The organism is Pseudomonas sp. Xaverov 83 (genome assembly GCF_019352905.1).
Classification (GTDB): domain Bacteria; phylum Pseudomonadota; class Gammaproteobacteria; order Pseudomonadales; family Pseudomonadaceae; genus Aquipseudomonas; species Aquipseudomonas yamanorum.
Genome location: NZ_JAAAFU010000049.1, coordinates 150,681 through 163,572, shown reverse-complemented (window position 1 = coordinate 163,572; position 12,892 = coordinate 150,681). Strand labels below are relative to the sequence as shown.

13 protein-coding genes are annotated in these 12,892 nt (G+C 60.5%); 9 read left to right on the top strand and 4 right to left on the bottom strand.

Going from position 1 to position 12,892, the window contains the following annotated elements; translation table 11 throughout:
- Positions 1 to 131: 131 nt before the first annotated feature.
- The 3 genes from K0H47_RS16305 (at position 132) to K0H47_RS16295 (ending at position 2,293) form a co-directional block, all read left to right on the top strand.
- Positions 132 to 1,628, top strand: coding sequence for a PAS domain S-box protein (locus tag K0H47_RS16305; RefSeq protein WP_003211582.1), 1,497 nt, complete (start codon positions 132 to 134; stop codon positions 1,626 to 1,628).
- A 132-nt stretch (positions 1,629 to 1,760) separates the two neighbouring features.
- Positions 1,761 to 2,012, top strand: a complete 252-nt coding sequence (locus tag K0H47_RS16300; protein ID WP_003211583.1) for a CsbD family protein — start codon at positions 1,761 to 1,763, stop codon at positions 2,010 to 2,012.
- Between the two features lie 11 nt (positions 2,013 to 2,023).
- Positions 2,024 to 2,293, top strand: a complete 270-nt coding sequence (locus tag K0H47_RS16295) for a DUF1652 domain-containing protein (protein ID WP_003211585.1) — start codon at positions 2,024 to 2,026, stop codon at positions 2,291 to 2,293.
- A 99-nt stretch (positions 2,294 to 2,392) separates the two neighbouring features.
- Here K0H47_RS16295 and K0H47_RS16290 read toward each other — a convergent pair whose 3' ends face one another.
- Positions 2,393 to 3,577, bottom strand: coding sequence for an MFS transporter (locus K0H47_RS16290; RefSeq protein WP_219273206.1), 1,185 nt, complete (start codon positions 3,575 to 3,577; stop codon positions 2,393 to 2,395).
- A 154-nt stretch (positions 3,578 to 3,731) separates the two neighbouring features.
- Positions 3,732 to 4,040, bottom strand: coding sequence for an RcnB family protein (locus K0H47_RS16285; RefSeq protein WP_017475469.1), 309 nt, complete (start codon positions 4,038 to 4,040; stop codon positions 3,732 to 3,734).
- A 160-nt stretch (positions 4,041 to 4,200) separates the two neighbouring features.
- Between K0H47_RS16285 and K0H47_RS16280 the strand changes: the two genes are divergently transcribed.
- A complete protein-coding gene (locus K0H47_RS16280) occupies positions 4,201 to 4,551 on the top strand; it encodes a LemA family protein (protein ID WP_093198387.1) in 351 nt (116 codons plus the stop codon).
- 12 nt (positions 4,552 to 4,563) lie between these two features.
- Here the strand turns inward: K0H47_RS16280 and K0H47_RS16275 are convergent, their stop codons facing one another.
- Positions 4,564 to 4,956, bottom strand: a complete 393-nt coding sequence (locus K0H47_RS16275) for a DUF4440 domain-containing protein (RefSeq protein ID WP_231988866.1) — start codon at positions 4,954 to 4,956, stop codon at positions 4,564 to 4,566.
- 57 nt (positions 4,957 to 5,013) lie between these two features.
- On the opposite strand from K0H47_RS16275, the gene K0H47_RS16270 reads away from it, so the two are divergent.
- From K0H47_RS16270 to K0H47_RS16255, 4 genes are all read left to right on the top strand, one after another.
- Complete coding sequence (locus K0H47_RS16270) at positions 5,014 to 5,571, top strand: helix-turn-helix domain-containing protein (protein ID WP_063031219.1); 558 nt, start codon at positions 5,014 to 5,016, stop codon at positions 5,569 to 5,571.
- 23 nt (positions 5,572 to 5,594) lie between these two features.
- On the top strand, positions 5,595 to 6,941 hold the full coding sequence (locus K0H47_RS16265; RefSeq protein ID WP_219273204.1) for a glutamine synthetase family protein: 1,347 nt from the start codon (positions 5,595 to 5,597) through the stop codon (positions 6,939 to 6,941).
- A 171-nt stretch (positions 6,942 to 7,112) separates the two neighbouring features.
- Positions 7,113 to 8,210 (top strand): DNA alkylation repair protein, encoded by a 1,098-nt coding sequence (locus K0H47_RS16260; RefSeq protein WP_219273202.1) that lies wholly within the window; start codon positions 7,113 to 7,115, stop codon positions 8,208 to 8,210.
- Positions 8,211 to 8,360: 150 nt separating this feature from the next.
- Positions 8,361 to 10,220, top strand: a complete 1,860-nt coding sequence (locus K0H47_RS16255) for a DUF3857 domain-containing transglutaminase family protein (RefSeq protein WP_219273201.1) — start codon at positions 8,361 to 8,363, stop codon at positions 10,218 to 10,220.
- Here the strand turns inward: K0H47_RS16255 and K0H47_RS16250 are convergent.
- The gene (locus K0H47_RS16250; RefSeq protein WP_063031227.1) at positions 10,217 to 11,107 is read right to left on the bottom strand and encodes a LysR family transcriptional regulator; all 891 of its coding nucleotides are present in this window, start codon (positions 11,105 to 11,107) and stop codon (positions 10,217 to 10,219) included. The two genes, K0H47_RS16255 and K0H47_RS16250, sit on opposite strands and share 4 nt — an antisense overlap.
- A 130-nt stretch (positions 11,108 to 11,237) precedes the next feature.
- On the opposite strand from K0H47_RS16250, the gene K0H47_RS16245 reads away from it, so the two are divergent.
- A complete protein-coding gene (locus tag K0H47_RS16245) occupies positions 11,238 to 12,881 on the top strand; it encodes a GMC family oxidoreductase (protein WP_177070151.1) in 1,644 nt (547 codons plus the stop codon).
- Positions 12,882 to 12,892: the final 11 nt, after the last annotated feature.

Sequence of the window (12,892 nt, the reverse complement as noted above, 5' to 3'; positions counted from 1 at the left end):
ACCTACCCTGCGGTCTCGGCACAATTGCACTAGGCGCACTGGTGCATTCGCACCCCGCGCCGGGCACTTTCTCTGCACTATCCTGAGCCTCAGGTGTCGTACTTCCCATGCGACTTACCCCAGGAGAAACCATGAGCCAGGCCGTCCTCGCCAAAGAAACCAACCGCCGCCAACTGCAGCAGATCATCTCCGGCTTGTCCGATGGGGTGATCCTCGCCGAGGCCGACCAGACCATCCTCTGGGCGAATGAAGCCGCGCTGCTGATGCATGGCGTGGATAAAGTCGAAGACCTGGGTGCCAACACCAAGGAATACGCCGCGCGCTTTGCCTTGCGGTATCGCAACAACCACCCGCTGGTGCTGGAGAATTACCCCCTGAGCCGGGTGGCAGACGGTGAAGAGTTCAGCGATGTGGTGGTGGAAGTCACCCCCACCGGCGACGAGGAAAAAGTCTGGGTGCATCGCCTGCGCAGCCTGGTGCTCGACGACGCGTCGGGCGAGCCGGAGTTGCTGGTGTTGATCCTGAGCGACGCCACCGAATGGGCCAGCGCCGAACAGCGCTTCGAAAAAACCTTCAATGCCAACCCGGCACCGGCGGTGATTTGCCGCTTGAGCGACCTGCGCTATATCAAGGTCAACCAGGGCTTTCTGGAGATGACCGGCTATAACCGCGACCAGGTGATCGGCCACTCGGTGTATGAGCTGGACGTGCTGGAACAGGCCGAAAACAAGGACCTCGCTGTCAAGCGCCTGGGCGAAGGCGCGACCATTCCGCAGATGCAAGCCGAACTGAAACTGCCCGAAGGCGGCAGCAAACTGGTGATCGTGGCCGGCCAACCGCTGGACATGAATGAGGAAGACTGCATGCTGTTTTCCTTCACTGACCTGGAGCCCCGCCGTAAAGCCGAAACCGCCCTGCGCCAGAGCGAGGAACGTTTCGCCAAGTCGTTCCGCCTGACGCCGGTGCCGACCCTGGTGTGCAACGCCGCCAACCGCCAGGTGGTGGATATCAACGAAGCCTTTATGACCATCACCGGCTATACCAGTGAAGAACTGATCGGCAAATCCATCGAAGACATCGACTTTATCGACAGCCCCCAGGCCTGCACGCAACTGTTCACCACCCTGGAAAAAGCCGGCAACCTCGACGGCCTCGACCTGAAGATTCGCAAGAAAGGCAATGAGCTGATCGACTGCGTGCTGTCTGCCGACACCGTCAGCATCCAGGACGTGCCCTGCTATTTGCTGGTGCTGATGAACATCACCGAACGCAAGCGCTCCGAGCTGGAACTGGTGGCCGCTATCGAGGAAGTGATGCAGGACGCCTCATGGTTCAGCCAGACGCTGATTGAAAAACTGGCCAACGCCAAGAGCGTCAACAGCCCCAATGTACCGAACATTTCCTTTACCGACCTGACCGCCCGGGAGCGCGATGTACTGGGCTTGATTTGCGAAGGCCTGGCCGACAAGGAAATCGCCTCGCGCCTGAAACTGGCGCCCAACACCGTGCGTAACCATGTGGCCACGGTGTACTCCAAACTGGGGGTACATAGCCGTAGTGCAGCCATCGTCTGGGCCCGTGAGCGCGGGCTGTTTGCCGGTGAATTGCGGGTTAAAAAGCCGAAATAGAGTGCAAATGCACTAGTGCGACCGGTGCAAATTCGCCTTATTGCGCGGGGATGCACTGCTTAACCTTGAAGAGTGGGCACAGGGCTTTGGGTCCTGTGCTGTCGAGATGTCATGCCCTTTAAGGAATCCATCATGAAAAGCGAACAAGTCAAAGGCGCCGTCGAGAAAGTGGCCGGCAAGGCTCAAGGTTTTCTGGGTGATCTGACCGGTGACGAACGTCTCCAGGCCGAAGGTGTGGCCCGCCAGGCTGCTGGCCAATTGCAGCAAACCTACGGTGATGCGCTGGACACCGTTGGCGACTTTGCCAAGCAAAAACCCTTGGCTACCGTGGCGATTGTCGCCGGTGTCGGCCTGCTGCTGGGCCTGTTGCTGCGTCGTCGCTGAGGAGAGCCCTAATGTTTACGCTCTCCCAACTGCGCAACTGCATCGAAGAGGCTCTGTCGCCCCTGACCTGCGAGTTCACCCTGTGCCGTGACGCCTCGTTGACCCTCAAAGTCTTCGATGCCGAAAGCGGCCGGGTGGACCTGGTGGTCACCGGGATCAGCGTCAACAAGCTGCAGACCCCGCAGGAAGTGGAAAAGATGGTCGACGAGTTGCGTTACGAATTGCAGAGCAACACCGTCGGCAAACTCAGGCTGGATGACCTGCCGCTGCGCCCTTTGTAGGAGCGAGCTTGCTCGCGAAGGTCGTTAACGATAACGCGCCACGCATGAATGAACGCGGTGCCTGGGCGTTTTTCGCGAGCAAGCTCGCTCCTACAGCAGTTAGCGTGCCTTCAACGACGCCCCGATAAAATAGAACACCCCGCCCCCGACGATAAACGCTGCCAACATGTAGAACATGTAGTGGGCCGGCAGGCTGGCCAGTACCAGCCCGCACAGCACCGGCCCCAGGGCAGCGCCGAGGTTGGAGAGGTTTTGCGCGCCGTAATACATGCCCCGCAGATGGTCCGGGGCGATGCGGTCGATAAACATGTACTCGGCCGGGAACACCACGATTTCACCCACGGTGAAAATCGCCATCGCCACTATCCACCACCACACGTTGCTCGCCAGGGCAAAACCGATCACTCCCAGCATGAACATGCCCAGGCCGAAGATCAGCCACTGGCTCAGGTAACGGTGGGAAATCCTCCGGCCAATCGCGTATTGCAGGGCAATCACCAACACGGCGTTGGTGGTGAGTACCGCGCTGATGATGGTGTAGGTGTATTCAGCGGTGGTGGTAGTCACCAGGTATTGCGAGAGGTACGCGGTGAACTGGCCGAACACCACGGCACTGAGCAGGCCGCCGATGGTAAAGCACACCAGCCGATGATCCCGCAGCAGTACGCGGCCCACGGCGAGGAATGACACCGGCTTTTGCGTGGTGTCGACGGTGGCCAAGGTGCGGTCGCCCCAACGCCAATACAGCAGGAAAAATCCGAGGCCCAAGACCGCCGACAGGATAAACGGCAAGCTGATATCGAGCTTGGCTATCATCGCGCCAAAAAACGGCCCTACGGCGTAACCGATATTGGTCAGGGTGTACTTGATGGAAAACGCTTCGCTGCGCTCATCCTCCGGCAACAGGCTGGCAAACCCGGACTTGATCGCAATGTCGATCACCGCGTACGCCAGGTTGATCAGGATCAGGCAGCTGTAGAACGACCAGATTTCCCGAGCCAGCACCGTGCCGATAAACCCTAGGGCAAACACCACGCTCAAGCTGAGCAACAGCCGGTAACTGCTGATGCGGTCTACCAGGAAACCGCCATACACACTCAGCAACGAACCGACGATCAATGAGCTGCCGATCACCAGGCCGACCTGGCTGATGTCGAGGGCAAAATGGTTGGTGAGGTAGATCACCAGATACGGAAACGTGATGGCTTTGGCCAGCGTGAGGATCAGCGTGGCCGACAGCAGCAGGTTCACGGTACGTGGGTAGTTTCTTATTGTGGCAAGCATCCTGCTCTCATTCTGGTCAAGGTAACGGGGCCATTGCGACCCGCAAGCGGATGTACCTTAACGCAAGATGAGACGAAATAAATGCTGATTTATGCATTTATGCAAAAATCAAATGCAGCGGGATGAGGACGCGGTCGCTCATCCCGCTGACGCCTTATTTTTTAACCGGCGTGATGTCGAGAATCGTGCCGTTGGTGGTTTTGAGCAACACGTACTTGTCGTTTACCCGGGCCCACTGGCTGTCTTCTTCCGGCTGCTTCAGGCCATGTTTCTTCCAGTCGGCAATGGCCGACTCCTTACGCATCAGAATGTCTGGCGCGCGGTCGCCGGTCTTGAGGTCACGGGTATTGATGTTTGAAGGCTGCACGGTTTTTTGCGGAGTATCAGCGGCCTGGACGGTAAGACTGGCGGCGGACAGGCTCGCGGCAACCAGCAGGCAGGCAACAAGGGATCTGGACTTCATGGGCACTTCCTTCAATGAATGACGCGTAAAGATTCCGACCGCAGCCGCGAAGAATCATTCAGCGCAGTGATTGAAGCGGCGGATGGATGGATGGCCAACGACCGAGGCGACGATTAATCAGATAAGATTGGTTCTTTTTTCCAGCTGCCCAGGAAGTCCAATGACTGGTACCCACGTCATCATCATTTTCGTGACTATTGTCACCTTGCTCGCGCTTTACGTGTTCGGCACCTACCGGGAACTGGTGGCGCTGCTCGATCGTTGCAAAAAAGCCTTCGGTCAATTCAAAGAGGCCGAGCAACAACTGGCGGCGGCGCAAAACGCCTCGTCACCCGCCGCGGACATTGCCAGCCTGGAAAGCCGCGTCGGGTTCACCCGTCAGCTGTTCCAGGACTCGGTTAACAACTACAACACCTACAAGCACAAGTCGCCGACGTCGGTGGTGGCCGAGCTGCTGGGGCATCGTGATGATGTAAGCCTGTTGGGGTTTGAGGTCAAGCACACGGCCTGAACCTGCCGACACTTACACAGGTGCACGCTGACGCGTCGGCGTGCCCTGATGAAACACCATCTGCCACCGCCCGCCGGTCTCGCGCCACACCGAACTGCGCAACGACTCCCCCGCCGCATTGGCCTCAGTCGCCGCCCGTTGGCAGCGATACGTCACCAACGCCACGCCCTCGGCCAGCAGCTTCAATGCAAAGTCACTGATGCTTCGAGCAGAGAACACCTCGTCCTGCAAACCGTCGATCACCTCGTCCTTACTGCCCCACACGTTGCCACTGGCACCAAACTCGACGAAATCATCCGCCAGCAGCACCGACAACCGCGTCGCATCTGCACGGGTGGTGCATTGGTGCAGCTCCTGTTCCAGGCTGCGTAAATGCTCCGCCAACTCCATACCCATTGCCTCCATGAAATTAATCCTGTAATTTTTCATGAAATTTCTTGATAAGAATTTCACGAAGCGCCCATGGACAAGCAAGAAGAACTCGACGCCCTGGCGATCCTGATTCACGACCTGCGCAAGCACAAGAAGCTCACCCTGGCGCAACTCGCGCAAAAGATCGAGCGTTCCGTAGGTTTCCTGTCCCAGGTTGAACGCGGCCTGTCGCGCCCTACCGTCGCCGACCTCACGGCCATCAGCCACGCCCTCGGGGTGCCCACCACCTATTTCTACAGCCTGTCCAAACCCAAGGCGGTGGACTGGGTGACCCGCCCCAACGAACGGCGCACGGTGTATTACGCCAATGGCATCACCGACATCCTGGTGTCGCCGAGCATGCACGGCGCGTTCTCGATGCTCGACAGCCTATTGGCCCCCGGCGCCAACAGTGGCGAACAGACCATGAGCGACCGTGCCGAACAGGCCGGTTATGTACTGGAAGGCGAGTTGACACTGTGGGTTGAGGGCGAGGCCGACTCGGTCACCTTGCGCCCGGGTGACAGCTTCCACCTGGCCAGTTTCGCCCACTGCCGCTACGGCAACCTGACTGACCTGCCAGCCCGTGTGCTGTGGGTCTACAACTGAAGGCACACCAAGGAGCGTCACCCGTGAAAAGCCATTCCTCCACGCTGCTGGCCGAAGTCCGGACCTTTCGCCAGAACCATCCCGATGTGCGTTATGTCGACCTGATTGCCCTGGACATTCCCGGGCATTTCTACGGCAAGCGCTACCCGGTGGACATGCTGGAAAAGGTCGCCGCCGGCAGCCCTTTGAAGCTGCCGCAGAACGCGGTACTGCTGGGTGCCCAGGGCGGCCTGTTCAAGATTGGCGACTATTGCTTTCACGACGGTGACCCGGACGCCAATCGCCGCCTGGTGCCCGGTACCCTAAAGCCGGTGAGCTGGGAAGCGCAGCCCCTGGGGCAGATGCTGATCACCTCCGATGGCACCGAAGCGCCCATCGAATTCGAACCCCGGGAAGTGCTGGCCAAAGTGCTGGAGCGCCTGCACCGCAAGGGCATTCACCCGGTAGTCGCGTTTGAGCTGGAGTTCTACCTGTTCGATAAAAAGCTCAGCGATGGCCTGCCGCAATTCGCCCGCGACCCGCTGAGTGATGACGCCGACGACCAGCCCAATCTACACATCGAGCGCCTGTCGCGTTTCGCCCCGGTACTGGACGACATGGTCGAGACCGCCAAGGCCCAGGGCATCGACATCACGGTGATCACCGCCGAACTTGGCCCCGGCCAGTTCGAGATCAATTTCGGCCACCTGGAAGACGGCCTGCGCGCCGCCGACTGGGCCGCCCTGTTCTGCCGCAGCACCCGTGGCGTGGCCCTCAAGCATGGCTATCGCGCCAGCTTCATGGCCAAGCCCTACCTGCAACATCCTGGCAGTGGCATGCACGTACACGTCAGCCTGTACGATGCTGCGGGCAATAACCTGCTGGCGGCCCATCAACAGCAACCGTTGCGCCACGCGGTGGCCGGCTGTCTGCAACTGCTGCCCCATTGCATGCCAATCTTTTCGCCCAACCACAACGCCTTCCGCCGGCTCGGCGGCACGGTCAACGCGGCCACCCGCGCGTGCTGGGGTTATGAAGACCGCGACGCGTGTGTGCGAATCCCTGAATCCGACCCGCGCAACTTGCGCATCGAACATCGCCTGGCGAGTGCCGATGCCAATCCGTACCTGGTGCTGGCGGCGATTCTGGTGGGACTTGAACACGGTCTTGATGCCGCCAAAGAACCCATCGCCCCGCTGAACGAAGACCGCAACAGCGGCACGGATTTCCCCCTGGAAATGCTCGAAGCAGTGCGCGCCATGCAGCATCAGCCAGCGTTGCGTGAAGGCCTCGGCGCCGAGTTTGTCGACGTGTATTGCGAAAACAAACGCCAGGACCACCTGGCATTCCAGCAGGAAATTCATGCGCGGGAATATCGCTGGTACCTCTAACCCACACCTCTCCCCGTAGCAGCTGTCGAGCCCAGGCGAGGCTGCGTCCGCGGTGTATCAGACACACCGCTGACGCAGCCTCGCCAAGGCTCGACAGCTGCTACGACGTGGGGCCTTCGATATGGGGTTTTGCATGTACTCTGATGGCCAACTTCATCTGCGGACTTGCCCATGACCGACCAAAGCGCCCCGGCCCTGAAGGAAATCTTCAACGCCGAACGCCTGCAACACATCGCCACCGAAATGACTGCGGTGTACCCGGCGTTCGACGCCAAGGGTTTTCTCAAACACGCCAAGGCCGGGCTCGCGGACCTGTCGGTGATGCAGCGCATGGCGCGGGTCAGCGAAAGCCTGCACACCGTGATCCCGCTGGATTACCCCCAAACGCTGAAGTTGCTGTATGCCCTGGCACCCCGGCTGAACAGTGCCTTTGTCAGCCTGTTCCTGCCCCACTACGTCGCGAGCTACGGCGGCGAAGACTTCAAGCGTTCCATGGCCGCCCTCAAGTACTTCACCACCTTCGGCTCCGCCGAGTTTGCCGTGCGGTATTTTCTGCTGAAGGATTTCAAGCGCACCCTGGCGGTGATGCAGCAATGGTCGCTGGATGACAACGAACACGTACGACGCCTCGCCAGCGAAGGTTCACGGCCACGCCTGCCGTGGTCGTTTCGCCTGGCCGAGGTGCAAGCCGACCCTAACCTGTGTGCCTCGATCCTCGATAACCTCAAGGCCGACAGCAGCCTCTACGTGCGCAAGTCAGTGGCCAACCACCTCAACGACATCACCAAGGACCATCCCGACTGGGTGCTGACCTTGATCGAAGGCTGGTCCCTGGCCAACCCCCACACCGCCTGGATCGCCCGCCACGCCTTGCGCAGCCTCATCAAGCAAGGCAACACCCGGGCGCTGACGATCATGGGTGCGGGGGCCAAGGCCGAGGTGAAGCTCCATCAGCTCAAGGTTGAGCCGGCGGTGATTAACCTGGGGGAACGGATCAACCTCTCTTTCAGCCTGGAATCCATCGCCGACACCCCACAAAAGCTGGTGGTCGACTACGCCATCGACTATGTGAAAAGCGCCGGTCACAGCGCGTCCAAGGTGTTCAAGCTCAAGGCATTTACCCTGGGTGCCGGGGAGCATCACGCCATCAGCCGCGGCCAACACATTCGTGAATTGACCACGCGCAAACACTATCCAGGCAAGCACGCAGTGCACGTGTTGGTGAACGGCGAACGACTGGGAAGTGTCGAGTTTGAGCTCGCAAAATAATCCTTAAAACATTAACGAAGGCTCTATCTCGGGCCTTTCAGCGAAAATAATTGTCCGACAATGCTAGGCATTCGTGTTGCGATCCATTATCATCCGGCGCCTTCTCGGTACCCGTAGGGTACTTGTGTCAATGTTCCACCTGAGGCGCCCATGCACCGTTTTTCGTTTTACCGTCCCCTGATCTGCATCAGCTGGGGGCTTGCCAGCCACAGCGCGTTTGCCGCCCTGCAACCAATGGCCGAAGCCCCGCTGGCCAGCGACACCGAGCTGCATTGCCACTTCAACCGCGACGCCAGCGTCGACTGCACCACGCGCTACCACTACACCATCCTCAAGCCAAGCGGCCGGGAAATGCTCTCGCGGATCGACTTCAGCTATCAGGAAGAGGACGGCTTTGAACTGCTCAAGGCCGAGTCCACCCAGCCCGGCGGCAAACCGGTGCCCCTGGACCAGGCACAAATCGACACCCGCACCGCCCCCAATCCTGACCAGGGATTCTCCCGGGAAAAACAGACCTCGCTGGCATTCCCCAACCTGCGGGTGGGCACGCAAATCCGCTACACGGTGCGCGAACACTATCCCGCCAAACCGCTGATGACCGAGTTCTACTACGCCTTGCAGTTCGGCCCCAGCGCCGCACGGCGCGACCACTTCAAGGCACGCTTCACCGCCGAGCGGCCCATCGAGTGGCGCAGCGAATTGATGGAGGGTTTCAGCATTACCCCATCGGCCAATCGCAAGACCCTGGACGTGGTGCAAAAGGCTCCGACCTACCTCAGCTACATCAACGAATCCGCCAACGCCTACATACGCCACACACCGCGTATCGAAGTCGGCAGCTCCCTGGATCGCCAGCAATACTTCGGCAATTTTGCCGAACGCTACAACCAGATCCTCAGCGCCAAGCTGCCGCCCCAGGGTGCCGCCGCCGTGGCCTCCGTTCGCGGCCTGCCGCCGGCGCAGCAAGTGGCCGGCCTGATGCAGCACATCAACGACCACTACCGTTACCTGGGCGATTGGCGCGCCTCGGATCGCGGCTACGTACCCTTCAGCCTGGCCGAGATCGAACAGCACGGCTACGGCGACTGCAAAGACCTTTCGACATTGCTGGCGGCCATGCTCAAGGCCAGCGGAATCAAGGCCGAACCCGCCTGGGTCAGCCGAGGTGATGTGGTCAACCCGCTGCTGATTCCCGGCACCGGCGCACCGAACCACGCCATTGTCCGCGCCGAAGTCGATGGCCAAGTGTGGTGGCTGGACCCGACCAACCCGGTCTTCGCCCCAGGCCAGACCCTGCCCGACATCCAGGACCGCTGGGTGCTGGTGACCAACGCCGAGGGCCAGGTACGTGAAGAACACATCCCGCTGCAACCTGCCGCCGCCACGTTGATCCTCGACAAGCAAGAACGCTTCGACGCCCAGGGCACCGCCCGCGTCTCGGCCACCGTTGATTTTCGCGGTATGCCGCTGATGCAACTGAGCCTCGCCGACCGCCAGCAAGGCGCTACCGCCAGCGACCAGAACATCTGCGACAACTTTGGCAAACAGATCACCGACTGCCAGGTCGAGCGCCCCGCCACGGCCTTCTTGATCCCGGCCAGCTACAAGGTCAGCGCCAACCTGACGGACATGCGGCCCCTGGAGCCCTTAGGCAATGACCACGTCTACAACGATGCCTTGCTGCAGGAGAAATGGGACGGGTTGCTCAACTACCGCCGCAACGGGCAACTGGCGGACTTGTATGTAGGCAACCCCGAGACGCTGGATTACACCATCGCACTGTCGGGTGGGCAGATCGACAAGGACATCAAGGCCTGCCAGGTGCACTCGCCGTGGTACGACCTGGACTTGACGGGTGAACGCGTCAAGGGCGAATGGCGTTATCACTACCTTCTGGTGCAGAAGATACGCTGGCTGACCCACGATGAAATTGTCAGCGCGCCGTTTGAAAAGATGATCAATGAGATCCGTGCCTGTGGTGAGCAGGTGCATCAGGTGGTGAAGCTCTAACCCTCCCCCAACAAAACCCCTTGCTCCCGCGCGCACAGTTCCACCAGGTAATCCCACAACACCCGCAACCTTACCGACTTGTGCAACTCGCGCCGGGAGCTGATCCAGTAGCTGCGCTGGATGCTCTCCCCCGGCAGCAGCGGCACCAGTTCCGGGTCGCTCGCGGCCATGAAGCACGGCAACACGGCAATCCCCAATCCCGAGCGCGCGGCCTGGTGCTGGGCGATCACGCTGGTGCTGTGGAACACCACTTTGGGGTTGCGGCAGAAGCTGCTGAGGAATTTCAGTTCCTGGCTGAACAGCAAATCGTCGACGTAATCGATCCAGGCATGGACGGCCAAATCCTCGCGCTTTTCAATCGGTGGCGTACGGTCCAGGTAGCTGCGGCTGGCGTAGAGGGCCAGGCGGTAGTCGGTGAGTTTGCGGGTTACCAATTGGTCGACGCTGGGGCGTTCCAGGTGGATGCTGATTTCCGCTTCGCGGTTGAGGATGCTGACGAAGCGCGGCACCGCCAGCAGTTCCACTTCCAGGCCGGGGTAGCGCTCGAACAGGCCGCCCATGCGACTGGCGAGAAACATCACCCCCAGACCTTCAGCCACGCCCAGGCGAATCTTGCCCAGGGGCGCGGCAGAATGGGTCAGTTCTTCTTCGGCCAGCAGTGCCACGTTTTCCATGGCTTCGGCGTGTTTGAGCAGGGCTTCGCCGGAAGGCGTGAGTTCGTAGCCCTGTGCGTGCTGCACGAACAGTGCGGTGCCCAGGCTCTTCTCGATGGCCTCGATGTGCCGGGCCACGGTGGCGTGGGTGGTTTTCAAACGCTGCGCCGCGGTGAGCAGGCGTCCGCTACGCTGTAACTCAAGAAAGAACCGCAGATCATTCCAGTCGAACATATCGCCTCCGCTCTCCACCTTGAAAGCATCGCTGTCTAAAAACGCACAGCAGCTGGGTAAAAACTAACATTTTTAAGACGAAAACTAACAACTAGGATGGAGCCAATAAGAAAAACAAGCGAGGTCACAGATGCATTCTGCAGCTGCTGAATACGATTACGTGGTGGTAGGCGCCGGCCCCGCAGGCTGCCTGCTGGCCAATCGACTGTCTGCCAACCCTGCCCATCGCGTGTTGTTGCTTGAAGCCGGCGGTCGCGATAACTATCCCTGGATCCATATTCCCGTCGGCTATCTGTTCTGCATCGGCAACCCGCGCACCGACTGGTGCTTCAAGACCGAAGCCCAGGAAGGCTTGCAAGGCCGTGCGCTGAGCTATCCGCGGGGAAAGGTGCTGGGCGGTTGTTCGTCGATCAACGGCATGATCTACATGCGCGGCCAGGCCCGGGACTACGACGGCTGGGCCGAGGACAATCCCGGCTGGGCCTGGAAAGATGTGCTGCCACTTTTCAAGCAGAGCGAAAACCATTTTGCCGGCGCCTCGGAATTCCACAGTGACGGCGGTGAGTGGCGGGTTGAACAACAGCGCCTGCACTGGCCGATCCTCGACGCGTTTCGCGATGCAGCGCAGCAGAGTGGTATCGAGAGCATCAGTGACTTCAACCAGGGCGACAACGAAGGCTGCGGCTATTTCCAGGTCAATCAAAAATCCGGGGTGCGCTGGAACGCGGCCAAGGCGTTCCTCAAGCCGGTCCGCCAGCGGCCCAACCTGACGGTGATGACTGAGGTTGAAGTCGACCGCGTGCTGCTGGAAAACGGTCGCGCCACCTCAGTGGTTGCTCGCCAGCAAGGCCAGGCCGTTACATGGAGGGCGCGCAAGGAAATCATCCTGTGCGCGGGCTCCGTCGGTTCGCCCGGCATCCTGCAACGCTCCGGCATCGGCCCTTCCAGCGTGCTCAAGCCCTTGGGTATCGACGTGCTGCACGAGTTGCCCGGCGTCGGTGGCAACCTGCAGGATCACCTGCAACTGCGCCTGATCTACAAGCTGGAAAACGCCCGCACCCTTAACCAGATTGCGGGCACCGTGCTGGGCAAGATGGGCATGGGCCTGCGCTACCTGTACGACCGCAGCGGCCCGCTGTCCATGGCCCCCAGCCAGTTGGGCGCGTTCGCCCGCTCCGGGCCGGAACAGACGTCGGCCAACCTCGAATACCACGTACAGCCGCTGTCCCTGGAGCGCTTCGGCGAACCGCTGCACGCCTTTCCGGCCTTCACCGCCTCGGTGTGTGACCTGCGCCCGCAAAGCCGTGGCCGCATCGACATTCGCTCGGCCAACCCGGCAGACGCGCCGTTGATCCGCCCCAACTACCTCAGCCACCCGGAAGACCTGCGGGTGGCCGCCGACGCCATTCGCCTGACCCGCCGCATCGTTTCGGCGCCGGCCCTGAAGCAATTCAACCCGGTGGAATACCTGCCCGGCGAAGCACTGCAAACCGACGAACAACTGCAAGAGGCCGCTGCCCGCATCGGCACCACGATTTTCCATCCGGTGGGCACCTGCCGCATGGGCAGCGACAAGGACGCCGTGGTCGACGCGCAACTGCGGGTGCACGGCATTCCGGGCCTGCGCATCGCCGACGCGTCAGTCATGCCACGCATTACTTCAGGCAACACCTGCTCACCCACGCTGATGATCGCGGAAAAAGCCGCGCAGCTTATCCTTTCGCCGAACACAAGGAGCCTCGCCCCGGAGAAAGAACTGGTCACCGCAATCTGAACAGCGGCGCC